General features: G+C 64.9%; 15 protein-coding genes. 13 read left to right on the top strand and 2 right to left on the bottom strand.

Annotated features, from left to right (window positions below; translation table 11 throughout):
* Positions 1 to 49: 49 nt before the first annotated feature.
* The 3 genes from lepA to C0R46_RS18910 all read left to right on the top strand — a co-directional run bounded on the left by lepA (position 50) and on the right by C0R46_RS18910 (position 2,606).
* The gene (gene lepA / locus C0R46_RS18920; protein ID WP_198598404.1) at positions 50 to 1,876 is read left to right on the top strand and encodes a translation elongation factor 4; all 1,827 of its coding nucleotides are present in this window, start codon (positions 50 to 52) and stop codon (positions 1,874 to 1,876) included.
* 281 nt (positions 1,877 to 2,157) lie between these two features.
* On the top strand, positions 2,158 to 2,412 hold the full coding sequence (locus C0R46_RS18915) for a DUF4258 domain-containing protein (protein ID WP_102961234.1): 255 nt from the start codon (positions 2,158 to 2,160) through the stop codon (positions 2,410 to 2,412).
* Entirely contained in the window at positions 2,409 to 2,606 is a 198-nt protein-coding gene (locus C0R46_RS18910) for a DUF2283 domain-containing protein (RefSeq protein ID WP_245413680.1), read from the top strand. Before C0R46_RS18915 ends, C0R46_RS18910 begins: the two co-directional genes overlap by 4 nt.
* A 402-nt stretch (positions 2,607 to 3,008) precedes the next feature.
* Here the strand turns inward: C0R46_RS18910 and C0R46_RS18905 are convergent, their stop codons facing one another.
* Entirely contained in the window at positions 3,009 to 3,191 is a 183-nt protein-coding gene (locus C0R46_RS18905; RefSeq protein ID WP_102961233.1) for a hypothetical protein, read from the bottom strand.
* Between the two features lie 569 nt (positions 3,192 to 3,760).
* Here C0R46_RS18905 and C0R46_RS18895 point away from each other — a divergent pair.
* From C0R46_RS18895 to C0R46_RS18875, 5 genes are all read left to right on the top strand, one after another.
* Positions 3,761 to 4,741 carry a tripartite tricarboxylate transporter substrate-binding protein gene (locus tag C0R46_RS18895; protein WP_102961231.1) on the top strand — a complete coding sequence of 327 codons (981 nt, stop codon included), beginning with the start codon at positions 3,761 to 3,763 and terminating at the stop codon, positions 4,739 to 4,741.
* 79 nt (positions 4,742 to 4,820) lie between these two features.
* Positions 4,821 to 5,303, top strand: a complete 483-nt coding sequence (locus C0R46_RS18890; protein WP_102961230.1) for a tripartite tricarboxylate transporter TctB family protein — start codon at positions 4,821 to 4,823, stop codon at positions 5,301 to 5,303.
* 9 nt (positions 5,304 to 5,312) lie between these two features.
* A complete protein-coding gene (locus C0R46_RS18885; RefSeq protein ID WP_102961229.1) occupies positions 5,313 to 6,818 on the top strand; it encodes a tripartite tricarboxylate transporter permease in 1,506 nt (501 codons plus the stop codon).
* Between the two features lie 151 nt (positions 6,819 to 6,969).
* The gene (locus C0R46_RS18880) at positions 6,970 to 9,540 is read left to right on the top strand and encodes a hypothetical protein (protein WP_102961228.1); all 2,571 of its coding nucleotides are present in this window, start codon (positions 6,970 to 6,972) and stop codon (positions 9,538 to 9,540) included.
* Positions 9,503 to 11,005, top strand: a complete 1,503-nt coding sequence (locus C0R46_RS18875; RefSeq protein ID WP_102961227.1) for an argonaute/piwi family protein — start codon at positions 9,503 to 9,505, stop codon at positions 11,003 to 11,005. Before C0R46_RS18880 ends, C0R46_RS18875 begins: the two co-directional genes overlap by 38 nt.
* 722 nt (positions 11,006 to 11,727) lie before the next feature.
* Here the strand turns inward: C0R46_RS18875 and queF are convergent.
* Positions 11,728 to 12,186: a preQ(1) synthase gene (gene queF, locus C0R46_RS18870; protein ID WP_102961226.1), complete on the bottom strand. Its 459-nt coding sequence runs from the start codon at positions 12,184 to 12,186 to the stop codon at positions 11,728 to 11,730.
* 234 nt (positions 12,187 to 12,420) lie between these two features.
* Here queF and C0R46_RS18865 point away from each other — a divergent pair, with 234 nt between their 5' ends.
* The 5 genes from C0R46_RS18865 (at position 12,421) to cysG (ending at position 19,223) form a co-directional block, all read left to right on the top strand.
* Positions 12,421 to 14,226: a YbhB/YbcL family Raf kinase inhibitor-like protein gene (locus tag C0R46_RS18865; protein WP_102961225.1), complete on the top strand. Its 1,806-nt coding sequence runs from the start codon at positions 12,421 to 12,423 to the stop codon at positions 14,224 to 14,226.
* 80 nt (positions 14,227 to 14,306) lie between these two features.
* Entirely contained in the window at positions 14,307 to 15,437 is a 1,131-nt protein-coding gene (locus tag C0R46_RS18860; protein ID WP_198598403.1) for an alpha/beta hydrolase, read from the top strand.
* 28 nt (positions 15,438 to 15,465) lie between these two features.
* Positions 15,466 to 16,011: a DUF4142 domain-containing protein gene (locus C0R46_RS18855; RefSeq protein ID WP_157944691.1), complete on the top strand. Its 546-nt coding sequence runs from the start codon at positions 15,466 to 15,468 to the stop codon at positions 16,009 to 16,011.
* 264 nt (positions 16,012 to 16,275) lie between these two features.
* On the top strand, positions 16,276 to 17,550 hold the full coding sequence (locus tag C0R46_RS18850; RefSeq protein ID WP_102961223.1) for an Hsp70 family protein: 1,275 nt from the start codon (positions 16,276 to 16,278) through the stop codon (positions 17,548 to 17,550).
* 149 nt (positions 17,551 to 17,699) lie between these two features.
* Complete coding sequence (gene cysG / locus C0R46_RS18845) at positions 17,700 to 19,223, top strand: siroheme synthase CysG (protein ID WP_102961222.1); 1,524 nt, start codon at positions 17,700 to 17,702, stop codon at positions 19,221 to 19,223.
* Positions 19,224 to 19,295 lie beyond the last annotated feature (72 nt).

The raw sequence follows: 19,295 nt of genomic DNA, 5'->3' as shown, positions 1-19,295 counted from the left end.
CGGCGCAAAACCTGTTCCCGTCCTCGCGGCAATTCTCTATATGCGGGCGATGAGCACCACGCCCGCGCAGACGCCCCTCGACCACATCCGCAACTTCTCCATCGTCGCCCATATCGACCATGGAAAGTCGACGCTTGCCGACCGGCTGATCCAGCTGACCGGCGGCCTCGACGCGCGCGAAATGGCGGGCAAGGAGCAGGTGCTCGATTCCATGGATATCGAGCGCGAGCGCGGCATCACCATCAAGGCGCAGACGGTGCGCCTCCATTACACCGCCCGCAACGGCGAGCCCTACGTCCTCAACCTCATCGACACGCCCGGCCATGTCGACTTCGCCTATGAGGTGTCGCGCTCGCTCTCGGCCTGCGAGGGCGCCCTCCTCGTCGTCGACGCGGCGCAAGGGGTGGAGGCGCAGACGCTCGCCAACGTTTATCTCGCCATCGACAACGATCTCGAGATCGTTCCCGTCCTCAACAAGATCGACCTGCCGGCCGCCGAGCCGGACAAGGTGAAGGAGCAGATCGAGGAGGTGATCGGCATCGATGCCTCCGAGGCCGTGATGATCTCGGCGAAGGCCGGCATCGGCATCGAGGAGGTGCTGGAGGCGATCGTCACCCGCCTGCCCGCGCCCGCCCATGGCGACCGCTCCGCCCCCCTGAAGGCGATGCTCGTCGATAGCTGGTACGACGCCTATCTCGGCGTCGTCGTGCTCGTGCGCATCATCGACGGCGAGCTGAAGCGCGGCCAGACCATCCGCATGATGGGCACGGACGCCAAGTACCCGGTCGATCGGGTCGGCGTCTTCACCCCCAAGATGGTGACAATGGAGGCGCTCGGCCCCGGTGAGCTCGGCTTCATCACCGCCTCGATCAAGGAGGTCGCCGACACCCGCGTCGGCGACACCATCACCGACGACCGGCGCCCGACCTCCGAGATGCTGCCGGGCTTCAAGCCGGCCCAGCCGGTGGTCTTCTGCGGCCTCTTCCCGGTCGACGCCGCCGATTTTGACGATCTGCGCGCGGCCATGGGCAAGCTGCGCCTCAACGATGCGTCCTTCTCGTTCGAAATGGAAAGTTCGGCCGCGCTCGGCTTCGGCTTCCGCTGCGGCTTCCTCGGCCTCCTGCATCTGGAGATCATCCAGGAGCGCCTCTCCCGCGAGTTCGACCTCGACCTCATCGCCACGGCTCCGAGCGTCGTCTATGACGTCAAGCTCACCGACGGCACGACGATCCAGCTCCACAACCCCGCCGACATGCCGGACGTCGTCAAGATCGACAGCATCAACGAGCCCTGGATCAAGGCGACGATCCTGACCCCCGACGATTATCTCGGCAACATCCTGACGCTCTGCCAGGAGCGGCGCGGCATCCAGACCGAGCTGACCTATGTAGGCAAGCGCGCCATGGTCACCTACGAGCTGCCGCTGAACGAGGTGGTCTTCGACTTCTACGACCGGCTGAAGTCGATCTCGAAGGGCTATGCCTCCTTCGACTACCAGCTGTCGGATTATCGCGAGGGCGACCTCGTGAAGATGAGCGTTCTCGTCAATGGCGAGCCGGTGGACGCCCTCTCCATGCTGGTGCACCGCTCCCAGGCGGAGCGGCGCGGCCGCGGCATGTGCGAGAAGCTCAAAGAACTGATCCCGCACCACCTCTTCAAGATCCCGATCCAGGCGGCGATCGGCGGCAAGGTGATCGCGCGCGAGACGATCTCGGCGCTGCGCAAGGACGTGACTGCCAAGTGCTACGGTGGCGACGCCACCCGCAAGCGCAAGCTCCTCGACAAGCAGAAAGAGGGCAAGAAGCGCATGCGCCAGTTCGGCAAGGTCGACATCCCGCAGGAAGCCTTCATCGCCGCACTGAAGATGGAGAGCTAGCGCTATCTCGGATTGCGTCAGCAATCCGAGATAGGCGACGATCCAGTGAATCGTCGCCAGCGCGGCTCTGCCGGGGCGCTGCCGCAGGCAGCGGGGCCCCGGCCGGCGGCTGAGGAGTGGTCCGCGAAGCGCGGCGAAACGATCCGGTAAATCGATCTCAACGACGAAGGCCGCGAGCTTGAGCGAGGGCCGGTAGGCAGCTTGGATCGCTGTTGCGATCCAAGCTAGGCGACGATCACTATCGCTGACTATGGGTGTGTCTAGGCACAGGAACGGCAAAGATGCACCGGCCTCTGACGTTCTCGCAGCACGCGCGTGATGCGATCGACGAGCGGAAGCTTGACGTGGCGTGGGTAAAGCGGACGATCGAGGAGCCCGATTGGATTGGCGATGATCTCCGGCCCGGACGAAGGCGCTACTTCAAGGTCATTCCGGAGTTCGGTAACCGCGTCCTGCGGGTCGTCTGTGTTGAGAATGAACACGAACGTCGTATCATCACGATCTTCTTCGACCGCGACGCGAGGCAACCGACGTGACACCGCTGCGCATCCGCTACGACGCTGAGACTAACGCAGCTTACATGCGGCTCTCCGAAGCACAGGTCGCTGAAAGCGCCGAGGTGTCGCCGGATATCGTCCTCGACTATGATGCCGAGGGCCACATCGTCGGCATCGAGCTGCTGGATGCTCGCAAGCAGCTACCGGCAGAACTTTTGGCCCAGGCCGCCTGAACGGAACAAGTCGGTGTTGTCCAGATCGACGCGACCCGGGGGCCGACGCGGTCTATTTCCACGTCGGGCGCGGAACGATCGATCAGACCGACGAAGCCGGCCTTCATCTATGGTGTCGATGCCGAAAGACGGATCATCGGGATCGAAATCCTTTTCCGCGAGTAAGGTGCTTGCGCCAGGCGATTGGCAAAAGGCACGTCGGCCCGGACAGCCCGACGACGCAGCGGAATAATCGCGGCTTTTCCGGGGCGCTGCCACAGGCAGCGGGTCCCCGGGCAGCGCCTGAGCGCCGGCCTCTTCACCTTCATGGTGAGCATCCCGAGCCCGTCGAGGGGCGAACCACAAGGGTGAAGCTGCAGAGATCAACTCCACCCTCATGGTGAGCGTCCCGCGTCCCGAGCGCTAGCGCTTGCGGTCTCCTTGGTCCCCGTGGCCCGACTTCACCTCGGTCTTGGCGTGATGCTTGACGTCCTGACGCAGCGACCGTGTCACGTCGACGGATTCCGTGAATCGTCCGTTTTCGTCGCGCCTGACATACCGCTTGTCGCCCTTGTGAGGCTCGATGAGTTCGCGCTTGCCGGTCATTGCTGGCTCCCTCGGCTTGAGCTTGAGCACGAAGAACGTTGAAGTTCCCTTTTTGTTCAAGGCGACGCTCACGGGTCATTGCGGCTCGGCTGATCAAGCGTGCGCTGACGCGCCGCCGGGCCGCTTCTTGCGTCGCCGTCGCGACGGCATCGTCGAGCGACATTCGGTGGGGCGGCGCCGCGGCAGGTGAGTGCCATCGCTGCCATCGCGGAAAGCTGTGCCGGCACGGACCGGAGGCCGTAGAGGGACGGAACGCCGGCGGTCGCGGCGATCAGGCGCCCGGACGGGAAAACCACCGGTCGGCGTGCTGCAAGGTTGCGCGCGTTCCGATTTGATGTTTCCCTTTGGTGCATATGACGCGCTGGGGGAGAGATTGACGGCAGGATGGTCTGGGAGGGCCATGCCGCGATCGGGAAGATCGATGCCTTTGCCGAGATCGGCGACGCCAGGCGGCAAGACCTGACGTCGATCGGCGGTGCTGCTTCCTCCAGGACGTCTGGTCGCCGGATTGCGCCCGCGCATCGCGGGCCGCGTTTCATCACAGCCAATCTTTGGGAGGTTTGCCGAACATGCTGAAAACACTTGCTGCCGCCGCACTCTGCACGATTCTCGCGATGAGCGGGGCATCTGCCCAGTCCGCGACGAACTATCCGGCGCAGCCGATCACCATCGTCGTGCCCTTCTCCGCGGGCGGCCCGACGGACACGGTGACGCGCCTCGTCGCGCAGTCCATGTCGAAGGACCTCGGCCAGCAGGTTCTGGTTCAGAATGTCGGCGGCGCCGGCGGAACGCTGGGTGCCGGCCAGGTCGCGGACGCCACGGCGGACGGCTACACGCTCCTCCTCCACCATATCGGCATGTCGACGGCGCCGACGCTCTATCGCAGCCTCGCCTTCGATCCGCTGAAGGATTTCACCCCGATCGGCCTCGTGACCTCGGTGCCGATGACGCTCGTCGCCCGCAAGGACTTCGAGCCGACGACGATGGCCGAGCTCGTCGACTATCTCAAGACGAAGGGCACCGACACCACCTATGCCAATGCCGGCATCGGTTCGGCCTCGCATCTCTGCGGCATGCTGCTGCAGAATGCGCTGGGCGTGAAGATGATAACGGTGCCCTATCAGGGCGCCGCGCCGGCGATGACCGACATCATGGGCGGGCAGGTCGATCTTCTCTGCGACCAGACCACCAACACCACCAACCAGATCAAGGGCGGCGAGGTGAAGGCCTATGCGGTGACGACGCCGGAGCGCCTGGCCTCGCTGCCCGACCTGCCGACCACGAAGGAATCGAACCTGCCGGCGCTCAACGTCTCGGTCTGGCACGGCCTGTACGGCCCGGCGGGGCTCGACCCCGCCATCGTGGCCAAGCTGCAGGCCTCGCTCGCCAAGGCGCTGAAGGACGAGACCGTGAAGGCCCGCTTCGCCGAACTCGGCACGGCGCCCGCCACCGAGGCCGAGGCAACGCCGGATGCGCTGCGCCAGACCCTGACCTCGCAGATCGAGCTCTGGCGCCCGATCATCCAGGCCGCCGGCGAATACGCCGACTGACGATGGGTCATCCGGCGGCGGCCGGCAGATCCCCGGCCGCCGCCCTGCGCGATCCTCGGCATCTCCATCCGGAGCCTCCATGAGCACCGTCGTCCAGACGCATCGAAGCCGCGATGTCCTCGCCGGCCTGATCTTCCTCGCCATTGCGATCGCCTTCGGCTGGGAGGCCACGAACTACGAGCTCGGCCGGGCGCTGCGCATGGGCGCCGGCTTCATCCCGCTGACGCTCTCAGCCCTTCTCGGCATCCTCGGCGCCATCGTGGTCGCCGCCGGCCTGCGCCGCGAGGGCGAGACGGAGGTCGGGCCGGTGCCCTGGCGCGGCATCCTCCTCGTCTCGATCGCGCTGATCCTGTTCGGCGCCTATGGCCGTTCGCTCGGCCTCGTGCCCGTGGTCTTCCTCTGCTCGGCGGTGACGGCGCTCGCCTCCGCGCGCAACACCGTCCTGTCGGCGCTGGCCATCGCCGCCGCCCTTTCGGCGCTCTGCTGGCTCGTCTTTAAGCTCGGCCTCGGCGTGTCGCTGCCCACCGTCGGCCCGCTCTTCGGCCCCTTGCAGGTCTTCTGAGGCGCCGCCATGGATCTCCTGTCCCACCTCGCGCTCGGCTTCGAGACCGCCTTTACCGTCACCAACCTCCTCTGGTGCTTCGTCGGCGTGCTGCTCGGCACGCTGGTCGGCGTCCTGCCCGGCATCGGCCCGACGGCGACCATCGCCATGCTCCTGCCGATCACCTTCACCTTCGCGCCGGTCACCGCGCTGATCATGCTGTCCGGCATCTATTACGGCGCGCAATATGGCGGCTCCACCACCGCCATCCTGATCAACCTGCCCGGCGAATCCTCCTCCGCGGTCACCGCGATCGACGGCTACCAGATGGCGCGCAAGGGCCGCGCCGGCGCCGCGCTCGCCACCGCCGCGCTCGGCTCCTTCTTCGCCGGCTCCGTGGCGACGCTGATTCTGGCCATCGCCGCCCCGCCGCTCGCCCGCGTCGCGCTGAATTTCGGCGCGGCGGATTACTTCGCCCTCCTGGTCCTCGGCCTCCTCGTGTCGATCTCGCTGGCGCATGGCTCGGTCCTGAAGGCGCTGGCCATGATCGCGCTCGGCCTCCTTCTCGGCACGGTGGGGCAGGATGTCACCAGCGGCACGCCGCGCTTCACCCTCGGCTTCCGCGAGCTCTATGGCGGCATCAACTTCGTCTCGCTCGCCGTCGGCGTCTTCGGCGTCGCGGAGATCTTCCGCAATCTGGAGAACGAGCGCACGCGCGAGGTCGGCGTGTCCCGCGTCACCAATCTCTGGCTCACCCGCGCCGACTTCAGGGCCATCGCCGCGCCGGTCCTGCGCGGCACCGCGGTGGGCTCGCTCCTCGGCATCCTGCCCGGCGGCGGCCATGTCCTGTCGTCCTTCGCCTCCTATTCCATGGAGAAGAACCTCGCGGCCGACAAATCCGCCTTCGGCCACGGCGCCATCCAGGGCGTCGCCGGGCCCGAAAGCGCCAACAATGCCGCGGCGCAGACCTCCTTCATCCCGCTTCTGACGCTCGGCATCCCCGCCCACCCGGTGATGGCGCTCATCGTCGGCGCCTTCATCCTGCAGGGCATCACGCCCGGCCCGAACGTCATCAACGATCAGCCGGCGCTGTTCTGGGGCATCATCGCCTCCATGTGGATCGGCAACACCATGCTGGTGATCCTCAACCTTCCCCTGATCGGCCTGTGGGTGAAGATGCTGACGATCCCCTATCGCGTGCTCTTCCCGGCGATCGTGATCTTCGCCTCGATCGGCTGCTATTCCATCAACAACAACCCGTTCGACGTCTATGCCATCGCCGTCTCCGGCGTCGTCGGCTATGCGCTGATACGCCTCGGCTGCGAGCCGGCGCCGCTGCTGCTCGGCTTCGTGCTGGGGCCGCTGCTGGAGGAAAATCTGCGGCGGGCGATGATCCTGTCGCGCGGCGACCCGCTGGTGTTCTTCCAGCGGCCGATCTCGGCGACGCTGCTGGCGCTGGGCCTCATCTGCATCGTCCTCGCCGCCCTCCCGTCCATCCGCCGCAAGCGCGACACGGTCTTCGTCGAGGAGGATTGAGGGGGGCGATCAAGGCCGGGCGAGTTGGGGTAGGCGGCACGGCTATCGTTACGGCATTATGATCCTCATCTTAGCTCCCGAGACAGAAGTTCACCTCTTGTTCTAGAAATTATCGTCGCCTTGCGCTAGCATCTGCCGGTCTGGAGGGTTGATGTCACAGCAAGAGACGATTCGTATCCTGACGCGCATCTTCCGCGCGACGAACAGTGCAAGGCCCGTGATGTTGCTTGGGGCCGGCGCTTCATTCAGTAGCGGTGTGCCGACGGCAGCTGAAAGCGTAAAACGGCTGGCGAAGCGGGTCTATGCCGAGCAAGTGCTCGGCGGTTCTGTTCCACCCGAGCAAGTCCGGCTCACCGAGTGGCAGACTTGGCTGCATGACCAGCCTTGGTTCCTCAAAGGTGAGGATCGTCTCGCCGAGAACTTTCCCCTCGTCGTCCAGCACCTGCTAAAGCCAGCCGAATATCGCAAACAGCTGCTGCTCGATCTGATTCAACCGACGAACGGTATCGGCAAAGGCTACCATCGTCTCGCGGAGCTTGTCGTCAAAGGGCTCATCTCGACTTTATTGACGACGAACTTTGACACCTGCTTGCCGGCTGCACTGGGCGCGGTTCGGCATCACATCGGCTACGTTGCCGAGGTAAACAGACGAGCCGGAGATCTCAACGAATTTAGCCTTTATGCGAAAGCGCAGATCGTTTGGCTGCACGGACGCGCAGAGCAATACTCTGATCAGAACCTCGTCGAAGAGATCCAGAGACTCGACCCCGAGTTGGTGGGCAAGCTGATCCCGCTGGTCGCCGATAGCCCTCTGGTTGTGATCGGGTATCGTGGGGCCGAGCCGTCAATAATGGAGCATCTGCTTGGTGATGGAGCCGCGCAGACCAACAATTTCAAGAACGGCATTTACTGGTGCATCCGCAAGGGAGAAACTCTGCACCCGAATGTTGAGGCGCTGCACAGGCGGATAGGGAGCAACTTCGAGCCTTTGGAGATTCAAGGCTTCGACGAGTTGATGGACCAACTCACGCGGGATCTCAAATCCGAGGACCGTTACCTCTACGCGACCGCAAGGGGTGCCAGCGGAGCAGCGACGGCGTTCGATGATCAGTCTGTCCCAGATGCTAAGACCGCGGACCTCGATCATGATCTGATGATCGCCACGCTGAAGGAATATTGCGAGAAGCTTGGCCGGCCCGCAGTGACACGCGACACGCTACCCGGCCTATTGCGCGAACAGGGACTGATAGTTCAACAAAACGGTCAAGAAGTCCCAACAGCCGGCTGCGTGCTGCTGTTTGGCCGTGAACCGCAGCGCTGGTTTCCCCATGCCGTGATCTCGACATCGATCGGCGGGAAAAAGCGTCGAGTCTTCGAGGGCAACCTCATCACCCAGCATCGCGATTTGATCGAGTGGCTGGGCCAGAAGGATGCTAATCCAACGCTCAAGGTCAAAAAGCGCACCACCCATGACGAGAGGCTGGCCTACCCTGAACGAGCGCTTGTTGAACTCCTCGTCAACATGCTCGTCCATCGCGATTACAGCCGGAGCGACCCCGCGGTCATCACTGTGTCGCCAAGCGAGAGCGTGCGATTCTCCAATCCCGGAGGTTTGCCGGACTCTGTCGCCGCCCAGCTTGATCTCGGTGAAGACGGCCGTTTCAAGCCCCGCGTCGAGGTCAGCGGCCTGCGCAATCGCGCCCTGTGCGACATCTTCTTCGGCATTCGGGCCATGGAGCGCGCCGGCACGGGGCTCGTCGACGTCGAGCACATGCTGGCTGACCATGGCGGCGAGACCGAATTCACGAATGATATGCAGGGCGAGCGCTTCACCGCCGTCGTGAAGCAGCCCGCCGCTTCGGCCGGATCGAAGTTGGTGGCTCGGGACGAGCGCCCAACCGAAGTGTACGTCCTGAACTTTATCCCGTTTATAAGTATCCCCGACACGGTGTCGGTCGTTAAGCTGGCGGGTTCCTGGGGAGCACGGCCTACACACCTCCCGATCGACGAAGCTGGCACGTTCATCATTCAAGGCGAACAGTACATCTGGAGCTTCGCTCCTCTCCCAGTCCTTCACGCCGTTTTCGGCTCATACGCAGACAAAAGCGGCTGTCGGGCGTGGCGGCGAACCGAGATCGAAGCGGATCCTGATCGCCGACGAGTGTTGTCGTGGCTGCTGCGCAAGCACTTTGAGCATCACCTTCGCGGGTTCGCGTTGCGAGGGCTGGTTATTGAAGAAGGGACAAAGCGGGGTCGGCGCGCTTACTTCGAGGGCAACGCCAGCGGCGCACGCTGCTACGTCTACGACTCTCCAGCACGCAAAAACATCCAGCGCTGGGTGGTAAAGCAGCGGGGACCAGACGGCTATAAGGCTTGGTTCGAGAACGAGGGGTTTGGTTTCGAGGTGACTCAGATGGATGGTGTTTGGGGCGTCCGGATCAAACCCTTCTACATGTTCACCGGCCGCGATGCGAAGAAGCCGCTGCCTTCCTTCGCTCGGACGGCAAAAGCGACAAGGCGCATGAAGTTAGATCGCAATCAGAACGTCGAGAACGACCTGACCTTCTGGGGGAGGTTCTTGAGCCAAGGCGCACAGACCATCAACCTCGGGCAGCAGCATGTGGATGATCTAATCCTCGGTGCCTCGTTCGTTAGCGTTGAGGTCATCGAAGAGGAGAGTGGCAGTGCAGCCGATCAACGTTCGCATACAAAGGCTGCCTGAGCCCAGACTCGCCTTCGGCAGCGGCAAGACCGGCATCGAGCCGCGGCGCTTGTTGTCCGACGCGGGACCAGTCGACAACAAGCGCATTGCTGAGATTCGCCTGGGTGTTGTTGGGGCAGAGGCCGACGTTACAGCTGCAAGTGTTTGGCTCGATCGGCTGAACGGTTTCCTTCCGGCCAAAGAGGGTAACTCGCGTCGGTATCGTGATTGGCTGGGTGCCGAACGTGTGTTGGGCTGCCGTTTCGTCATCGAGCCTCGGTTCATTCGCCCTGTCGATCAGGCCCGATACGACCTCGCTCGACAGCGCGCCGATAAGGAAGGGTTCGACGAACTACTCGACCTTTTCGACGGCAAGATAGCTGGCTTGTTTGGAGATGTGCAACCCGACTGTATCGTCGTCTGCCTTTCCGCAGACGTAGCGGATCTCCGGATTAGCAATCCCGGACTAACGGCGAGAGAACGTCGCGCGCTAGAGGTCCTGCGCCAAGAGGAGGAGGCCGATCAGCTAGCGCTCTTCGCGCCGACGCCCGAGGAGCTAGAGGCTGCGGAGGAGTTGCGAACCCGTGCCGACGACCTGCTTTTCCGAACCTTCTACAGAGCGCTTAAGGCTCGGCAGATGACGCATGTCGGCCCGGTGCCCTTGCAGGTTCTCCGGCGCGACAGCATCGACCGGCCCGACGACAAGGGTCAGAGCTTCGCGACCCGAGCTTGGAACATTGCCACGACGCTTTACTACAAGGCGGGTGGGCTGCCTTGGCGACCCGCCGACCTGTCGCCAAACATCTGTTTCGTTGGCATCTCGTTCCATCACATAAAACGGGGTGCAGACAACCTCGTGTACGCAAGCGTCGCGCAGGCGTTCTCGACCGAAGTCGAGCCCTTTGCCCTCAAGGGCGCGACGATCCCGAAAGACCAGCGGCGCAACAAACAGCCATATCTTACTAAGGAGCAAGCCGAAGGACTGCTTGAGGACGTGCTCGTCGCCTATGAGGCACGCGCTGGCGTCCTGCCGAGCCGTGTTGTCGTCCATAAGAGCTCTACCTACGCTCCAGAGGAGGAGGAGGGTTTTCGACATGCTGCCTCAAAGAAGGTCCCAGTCTGCGACCTAGTTTGGATCCGCAGCACGCCCTTCCGCCTCGTAAAAAAGGGGACTCAGGAGCCTGCGCGCGGCACCCTTTGCACGATAGGTGAGGACCACTTCCTATTCACAAGCGGCTACGTCGAGTGGTGGAACGAGTACCCCGGCCCACACATCCCCGCGCCCATCCAGATCGGCGCAGTGGGTGAAACTGACATCCGCCAACGTGCAGTCGAGATCCTCGCTTTGACTAAGATGAATTGGAACTCGACAGATGGAATCTCTCGGGCTCCGATAACCCTATCCTTTGCTCGAAAGGTCGGCATGCTCATGACCGAGCTATCCGACAACCAGCACCCAAACCCCTCCTACAAGTTTTACACCTGACCAGCGCTAGTGCCTTCTCTCCACAATTTTTCTAGGGCTTATCAGGTACGTCTATTCACCATCCGGGTCGCCTTGAGACGCTCCGGTACAATTTACGTCTTGGCAGGGCCGCCGCCGCTCCGGTCGAGGGTGAGCGCCGGTCCACCGTCGTGACGCGCGACGATCGCGACATGGATCCCCGCGCTTAACGCGCGAGGATGACGAAGCGGCGGGGCCGGTGCTTGAGGCTTGAGACGCGTGCGGCATCGGGTGCGTTGGGCCTCGAGGCGCGCGGGGCGTTCGGCAGGGCCAAAACGCCCGCGCAAGACGCCGGCAATACCAAAAACCTTTTCCCCGCCCTTGTCGCCGCCCCTATCCTCCTCTCACCGCCGGCCCATTCGGATGGGCGCGAATGATCACCGGGATCACTCGAAGGGCCGGCGGGCGGTGTCTGCGCCAGTCCCTCGTCCGGAGAGGGGTGGCCCGGACGCCCGTCAGGCTCCGCCGGCCCGTCCCCCACTATGAGGGGACTACGGATCGGTCCGTTTGACCGGGGACACCCGGGAAGCGCCGGCAGCCGGGTTCAGCCCCACAAGGGCGACCTACCGAGACGGGCGAAAAAACACCGTGCGGAGCGCCGGAGGCGAACCGTAGCAAGGATACCCAGAGGGTTTGCCTCCGGCGCTTCGTCGCCTATCCCGACACTTCGTGGCCGAACCGGCCGCGGGGATGCGTCCGCGCGTCTAGCCGCGGCCGCGATAGGGCTGAACGCCCGTGTCCGGCAGCCAGACATCCGGCAGCGGCGCGCCGGTCTGCCAGAAGACGTCGATCGGGATGCCGCCGCGCGGATACCAGTAGCCGGCGATCCTGAGATACCGGGGCTGGAGCAGCGCCACCAGCCGCCGGCCGATCGACACGGTGCAGTCCTCGTGAAAGGCGCCGTGGTTGCGGAACGCCGTGAGGTAGAGTTTCAGCGATTTCGATTCCACCAGCCAGTCGCCCGGCACGTAATCGATGACGAGATGGGCGAAGTCCGGCTGTCCCGTCACCGGGCAGAGCGAGGTGAATTCCGGCGCGGTGAAGCGGGCGACGTAATTCGTGTCGGGATGCGGGTTCGGCACCCGCTCCAGCGTCGCGGTCTCGGGCGAGTCCGGCTGGTGGGTCGCCTGGCCGAGCTGCGTCAGGCCGGAAAGGTCGGTCATGGTCGTTACGATCCGCTGTTCGGTGCGGCCCGCCGCCGATCGCCGCCCCGGACGGTCGGGCGGGGCGAAGGCCAGGCTGTTAAGCGCCTTGTAAGGGCGGGCCGGTGCGGGCGAAAGCCTCCCCCATCACGGCCGGGCCACGGCGATGTGAAGCAGCTGAACCGCAATCGGCCGGCGCGCGCCGGAACATGTGTTTGCCCCGATGGTTGCGCCCTGCATCAACGGGAGAAACTCATGCGTCGCTCGACACTGCCGCTCACCGCGCTTGCCCTCGGGCTGATACCGGCCGGTCCGGTCCTCGCCCAGCAGGGCGACGGCACACGTGTCGATATCCCGATCAGTATCAACAAGCCCAACAAGGTCGGCGCCACCAGCGATCGCATCGCCGGGCTGAAGGCGCCGGAGGGCTTTGCCGTCACGCCCTTTGCGAGCGGCCTCGGCAACACCCGCATCATCGCCGTCTCGGATGCCGGCAACGTTTATGTCACCCGCCGCGAGGAGGGCGACGTCCTGATGCTGAGGGACGCCGATGGCGACGGGAAGGCTGATGGCGCGCCCGTCACCGTGGTGGCGCGGCCGCAGACCCACGGCATCGCGATCCATGGCGACAAGTTCTATCTCGTCACCGTCAAGGAGGTCTTCGTCGCGGATCTGAAAGAGGACGGGACCATCGGTGAGCTGAAAATGCTGGTCGGCGATCTCCCGGATGCCGGCCAGCACCACAACCGCGTCATGGCCTTCGGCCCGGACGGCATGCTCTATATCAGCGTCGGCTCGACCTGTAACACCTGCAACGAGACCAATCCCGAGAACGCCACCATCCTGAAGATGAAGCCGGATGGCACGCAGCGCTCGATCTTCGCCTCGGGCCTGCGCAACACCATCGGCTTCGACTGGGATCCGGCGACCGGCGAGCTCTGGGGTCTCGACCACGGCATCGACTTCCTCGGCGACGACGACCAACCGGAGGAGCTGAACAACATCCGCCTGGGTGGGCAGTATGGCTGGCCGCATGTCTATGCCGACAACAAGATCTATCCGCAGTCGACCCCGGTCGGCGGCATCACCAAGGAGCAGTGGAAGGCCGCCTCGACGCCTATGACGCTCGGCTACACCGCCCATGCCGCGCCGATGCAGATGAAGTTCTACGGCGGGTCGGCCTTTCCGGCGGATTACCGGGGCGATGCCTTCGCCACCATGCGCGGCTCCTGGAACCGCGGCGAGCCCTCCGGCTACGAGATCGTCCATATCGACTTCAAGGACGGCAAGCCGACGACGATCGAGCCGTTCGTCACCGGCTTCCTCACCGATGGCGGCAAGACCCACATCGCCCGCCCGGTCGGCCTGGCGGTGGCCAAGGACGGCTCTCTGCTGATGGCCGACGACGCCAATGGCGTGATCTACCGCGTCGCCTATACCGGCGATGCACAGACTGCGGATGCCAGCAATGTCAGCAATGCCTCGCCGGCCGGTCCGATGGAGGAACAGGCCAGCAAGGGCGTCGGCGTGCCGCTGGCGCTGCAGCGGGAGGAGACCGCCGAGGCGAAGGCCGAGATCAAGGTCACCTCGTCGACAGTGAAGGGCGGTGCAGCGATCCCGATGAAGCACAGCGACTATGCCGATGGCCTGTCCCCGGCTCTCTCCTGGGAGCCGGTGAAGAACGCCGTGTCCTACGCCATCGTCATGGAAGATCCGGATGCCAAGCCGACCACCCCCTTCGTCCACTGGGTTGCCTGGAACATCCCGGCGACGCTGACGGAGTTGCCCGAGGGCCTGCAGGAGCAGCCGCGCCTGGTGGAGCCGGAAGGATTGCTGCAAGGCCGTAACAGCCGCGGCTCGACCGGCTATTTCGGGCCAAAGCCGCCGGTCGGCGATCCGGCCCACCACTACCATTTTCAGGTGCTTGCGCTCGACACGCTGCTCGACATCAAGCCGGGCTCCGACCGCGACACGGTCCTTGAGGCCGCCAAGGGCCATGTGATCGGCAAGGGCGAGCTTGTCGGCACCTACGCTCAGACCGCCGAGCCACCGAAGCAGTGATCGTCTGACCGCCCGCACTCCGGCGTGACTGCCAGCATTCCCATCTCTTGCAAGGCGCCGTTCGGCGCTGAGGAGACGCCATGACCATTTTCAAGCATCGCATCGTGTTGTCGGCCACCCTGGCGGCGGCTCTTGTGCCCATCTCCGCCGGGCTCGCCGCCGCCCAGACCGCACCCCAGCCGACCGCGTCACAGCCAGCAGAAGATGCACCCGCCGCACAGCCGGCCAACGAGGCGCCGGCATCGACGGCGGCCAAGCCGAACGAGCAGATGCAGGCTGTGCTAGAGGCACTGAAGAGCCTCGACGCCAAGCCGATTCACACGCTCGACGTTCCCGCAGCCCGCTTCCAGGCCAGCCCCGCCGATGCCGCCCGCACCGTGCAGCGCGACCGCAAGATCTCAGCTGAACCGGAAGCAAAGGTGATGACACGCGACATCGCCATCCCGACCGCTGCTGGCGCACTGCCGGCCCGCGTCTACATGCCGGCTGGCGAAGGTCCCTTGCCGGTCATCGTCTACTTCCACGGCGGCGGCTGGGTGATCGCCGACATCAACACCTACGACGCGACGCCGCGGGCGCTCGCGCTCGGTGCCAAGGCGATGGTGGTCTCGGTCGACTACCGCCACGCGCCCGAGCACAAGTTCCCGGCAGCGCATGATGACGCCTGGGCGGCCTATCGGTGGACGGTGGAGAACATCCACACGCTGAACGGCGATGCCAAACGGATCGCGGTCGCCGGCGAGAGCGCCGGCGCAAACCTTGCCGCCAATGTCGCGCTGGAGGCCAAGGCAAACAAGACGGCGATGCCGGTGCACCAGCTCCTCGTCTATCCAATCGCCGGCAACGACATGAACACGCCGTCCTACCAGGCGAATGCCGACGCGGTACCGCTCGGCAAGGCCGACATGGAGTGGTTCGTCAAAAATGTCTTCGCCTCCAAGGAGGAGAGCGCCGACAAGCGCATCAACCTCGTCGGCCGCGACGACCTCGGCGGCTTGCCGCCGGCAACGGTGATCACAGCCGAGATCGATCCGCTGCGATCCGAAGGCCAGGCTTATGCGCAGAAGCTGAAGGCTGCTGGCGTGACCGTCGATGCGATCAACGTTCCCCGCGTTACCCACGAATTCTTCGGCATGGCGAAAGTGGTCGATGCCGCCAAGGACGCCGTCGACAGAGCTGCCGCCGACCTGGCCGAGTCGTTCACCAAGTAAGCTCGCCGATCACGGAAGGACGAGACCCATGACCATCACCAAGTTCGGCGCTGCCCTGTCGCTCGCGATCCTCGCCACCACTCCTTCTCTTGCTGTCGAGGCGATGAAGCCAAAGCCGGCGGACGATGCCTCGCCCGTCATGGCCGTCGACACCGCAATCTTCCTGAAGGTCGCGTCCGGCTCGAACGAGTTCGAGATCCAGTCGAGCAAGCTTGCCAAGGACAAAGGCGTCAAAGGCGATGTCGCCATGCTCGCGGACATGATCATAGAGGATCACACCAAGGCCGGCGAGAAGCTGAAGGCGACGCTGGAAGCCAAGAACGAGAAGGCCCCGGCGCCGGAGCTCGCCCCCAAGCAGAAGAAGATGCTGGAGCAGCTGAAGGCTGCCGACTACGCCGACTTCGAGACGCTCTATCTCGACATCCAGGCGCAGGCGCACATGGAGGCCGTCGCCCTGTTCCGCACCTATGCGGGTTCGGGCGACGACCAGACGATCGTCGGCTTCGCCAAGGAGACGCTGCCGCGCCTCGAGACCCACATGGCGCATGTGAAGGAACTGATCGCGGCGAAGTAGGCTCTGTCGATCACGCTGTATAGTCCGCCGAGCCGGGCGATCCGACGGAATTCGAACAAGGGCGGCTGCTGCGGCAGCCGCCCCTTTCGTGTCTAAGCCTTGAACTGAGACTGACCTCGGGCGCTCTGACGCAAAGCCGATATCCAGCCTTTCCTCCCGTACCGCATGCCGCTATAGGACGCGTCCTTCCTTTTTCGAGCGATGGCGCAAGGACGTCCCTCTGACGTCCGCGTGAGCCGTTGCTGTCTCCGAGAGGCCGCCGCCATGTCCAACTCCTCCGCCCGCGGTGCTCTGGCCTGCGGCCTCGACTTCGGGACCACGAACTCAACGCTCGGCCTGGTGCGTGGCGGCGTGCCCGAACTCGTTCCACTGGAGGATGGCCGGCCGGTGATGCCGACCGCCCTGTTCTTCTCGGTCGAGGACAACCGCACCTATTTCGGCCGCACCGCGGTGCGCGAATATGTGGAAGGCGCCGAAGGACGGCTGATGCGCGCACTGAAGTCGGTGCTCGGCTCCTCGCTAATGGCCGAGACGACGCGCGTGGGGCGCCAGTCGATGAGCTTTGTCGACATCATCGGCCTGTTCCTGCGCCAGCTCCGCGAGCGGCTGGAGACAGAGGCCGGCGGCACGGTGGAGCGCGTCGTGCTGGGCCGGCCCGTCCACTTCGTCGACGGCGACGAGACCGCCGACAAGGCCGCCGAGGACCAGCTTGCAGAGGCGGCGCGCCGGCAAGGCTTCACCGACATCGCCTTCCAGTTCGAGCCTGTCGCCGCGGCACTGAACTACGAGCGCGAGGTGACCGGCGAGGAGCTGGCGCTTGTGGTCGACATCGGTGGCGGCACGTCCGACTTCTCGGTGATCCGCCTGTCGCCGGAGGCGGCGCGCCGGCCGGACCGGAAGGGCGACGTTCTCGCCAATACCGGCGTCCATATCGGCGGCACCGACTTCGACAAGCTGCTCTCGGTCTCGGCGGTGATGCCCTCGCTCGGACTCGGCACGATGACCAGGGATGGCAAGCGGCAGCTGCCGGTCTGGTACTTCAACGATTTCGCGACGTGGCACCGCATCAACACGCTCTACGATCCGAAGGTCGCGAACGGTTTGAAGGCGCTGCAGAAGGAAGCGGCGGAGGCGCAGAGGCTCGATCAGTTGATGGCGCTCCTGCGCAATCGCGCCGGGCACCGTCTTGCAGGCGCCGTCGAGACGGCAAAGATCGAGCTCACCGACGCGGCGAAGGCAGCGATCCGCCTGCGAGAGCCGGACGTCGCCATTGAAGTGCCGGTGACGCGGGAGGCATTCGAGTCCAGTGTCGCGACGCTGGTCGCGGGCATCACCGGCAGCATCGACGACGCGCTGACGAGCGCCGGCATTACGGCAGGCGATGTGCAGACCGTGCTCCTTACCGGCGGCTCGACGCAGATCCCGGTTGTCCATCGTAGCGTCGTCGCCCGCTTTTCCGATGCCCGCATCGTTCAGTCCGACGCCTTTGGCTCGGTGGGCCTAGGTCTTGCCGTAGACGCCGCGCGCAAGTTCGGCTGAGCTGATAGCGCTTCTGACAACACACTCTTTACTGCACGCCCTCGGAACGTCGTTCCACGCATCGCCGAAGTCGTGGCATGACGTTGCTTGCCTCGCCGGACCGATCGTGGCTTCTCTGTCCCTGACAGGATCCAGTTGCGGATGGCGCGGTGACCGACGATTTCGATCAGAATGACGAGTCCGAGACGGGCGAGGAGCGCCGGCAACGACCGGAGCGCGTTGCCGACCTGTCGACGCTGCCCGTCTTTCTCGACCTTAAGGGCCGTCGTGCCGTCGTCGCCGGCGGCTCCGATGCAGCCGCCTGGAAGGCGGAGCTGATCGCCGCCGCAGGCGCAAGCGTAGACCTCTACGCGCCAACAGACACGCTAACTGACGAGATGCGTGCGGTGCTCTCCGCGCCGCCGCCAAACGGGACCCTGCGTCACCACGACCGCGCCATCGTGCCTGGCGACCTTCACGATGCAGCCGTTGCCATCGCCGATTGCGAGGACGAGGCCGAGGCCGAGCGCTTCGTCGCGGCCGCACGGGCCGCCGGCGTTCCTGTCAACGTCATCGACAAACCGGCCTTCTGCTCTTTCCGCTTCGGCACCATCGTCAACCGCTCGCCGGTCGTCGTCGGCATCTCCACCGATGGCGCTGCGCCCATCCTCGGTCAGGCAATTCGCCGCCGGATCGAAACGCTGCTGCCACCGGCGCTTGCCAGCTGGGCGGACCTTGCCGCCCGCGTCCGTGCCGAGGTTATGGAGCACCTTTCGCCCGGCCGGCTGCGGCGGACATTCTGGGAGCGCTTCAGCGACAGCGCCTTCACCGCCAGGCTGCCGGACGACACTGCGGAAGCTGATGCCCGCGGCTTCGTCGCGGCGCTGCGCAACTCGCCCGAGGCCGGCGGACGTGTAACGCTGGTCGGCGCCGGACCCGGTGAGGCCGAGCTGCTGACGTTAAAGGCGGTGCGCGCTCTGCAGGCTGCCGACGTGATCCTCTTCGACGACCTCGTCTCCGACGACATACTGGAACTAGCCCGCCGCGAGGCCAAACGCATGCTGGTGGGCAAGCGGGCGGCGCGCGAGAGCTGCCGGCAGGAGGACATCAACCGGATGATGGTGCAGTTCGCCAAGGCCGGAAAGCACGTCGTGCGGCTGAAGGCTGGCGATGTCTCGGTCTTCGGTCGTGCCGGCGAGGAGCTGGACGAGCTGAACCGCGAAGGCATTCCGGTCCAGATCGTGCCTGGCATCACCGCGGCGTCGGCGCTGGCGGCGAGCTTCGGCGTCTCGCTGACGCATCGTGACCGCGCCCAGCAGTTGCGCTTCGTCACCGGCCATTCCAAGAAGGGCGGGCTGCCCGAGGATCTGGACTGGCAAGCGCTTGCCGACGACCATGCGACGACAGTGTTCTACATGGGCGGGCGCATGGCGCCGCGCATTGCCGAGCGCCTGATCGCCCACGGACTGCCGGCTGCAACGCCGGTTGCGGTTGCCGCCAATCTGTCGCGTGCAGATGAGACGCGCGGTGCCGGGACCCTCGCCGAGCTCGGGCTCATCGTCGGGCGCATTGGCGTCGACCGGCCGATCCTAATTGGCGTTGGGCGCGTCTTTGCCGAAGCCGCAGCCGAGGCGGCCCGGACGCTGCGAGACGAATCCAGCGTTCCCCAGCAGCGCTCGACCGGCACCGCCTGAGCGAAGGTTCGGCTGAGGCAGAACCGGTGATCACGCGATCGTGCCGCATGCACGCTTGTTTGCGGCACGCGC

Source organism: Mangrovicella endophytica, from assembly GCF_002893625.1.
Taxonomy (GTDB): domain Bacteria; phylum Pseudomonadota; class Alphaproteobacteria; order Rhizobiales; family Rhizobiaceae; genus Mangrovicella; species Mangrovicella endophytica.
The sequence above is the reverse complement of the archived record's forward strand: the minus strand, read 5'-3'. Positions and strand labels throughout refer to the sequence as shown.

What these genes read in the sequence shown, in the direction of transcription:
- C0R46_RS18850 (WP_102961223.1), top strand. Translation starts at nt 16,276, where the DNA reads ATGTCCAACTCCTCCGCCCGCGGTGCTCTGGCCTGCGGCCTCGACTTC.
- C0R46_RS18905 (WP_102961233.1), bottom strand. Translation starts at nt 3,191, where the DNA reads ATGACCGGCAAGCGCGAACTCATCGAGCCTCACAAGGGCGACAAGCGG.
- C0R46_RS18890 (WP_102961230.1), top strand. Translation starts at nt 4,821, where the DNA reads ATGAGCACCGTCGTCCAGACGCATCGAAGCCGCGATGTCCTCGCCGGC.
- C0R46_RS18915 (WP_102961234.1), top strand. Translation starts at nt 2,158, where the DNA reads ATGCACCGGCCTCTGACGTTCTCGCAGCACGCGCGTGATGCGATCGAC.
- C0R46_RS18885 (WP_102961229.1), top strand. Translation starts at nt 5,313, where the DNA reads ATGGATCTCCTGTCCCACCTCGCGCTCGGCTTCGAGACCGCCTTTACC.
- C0R46_RS18860 (WP_198598403.1), top strand. Translation starts at nt 14,307, where the DNA reads ATGACCATTTTCAAGCATCGCATCGTGTTGTCGGCCACCCTGGCGGCG.
- lepA (WP_198598404.1), top strand. Translation starts at nt 50, where the DNA reads ATGAGCACCACGCCCGCGCAGACGCCCCTCGACCACATCCGCAACTTC.
- C0R46_RS18895 (WP_102961231.1), top strand. Translation starts at nt 3,761, where the DNA reads ATGCTGAAAACACTTGCTGCCGCCGCACTCTGCACGATTCTCGCGATG.
- queF (WP_102961226.1), bottom strand. Translation starts at nt 12,186, where the DNA reads ATGACCGACCTTTCCGGCCTGACGCAGCTCGGCCAGGCGACCCACCAG.
- C0R46_RS18880 (WP_102961228.1), top strand. Translation starts at nt 6,970, where the DNA reads ATGTCACAGCAAGAGACGATTCGTATCCTGACGCGCATCTTCCGCGCG.
- C0R46_RS18865 (WP_102961225.1), top strand. Translation starts at nt 12,421, where the DNA reads ATGCGTCGCTCGACACTGCCGCTCACCGCGCTTGCCCTCGGGCTGATA.
- C0R46_RS18855 (WP_157944691.1), top strand. Translation starts at nt 15,466, where the DNA reads ATGACCATCACCAAGTTCGGCGCTGCCCTGTCGCTCGCGATCCTCGCC.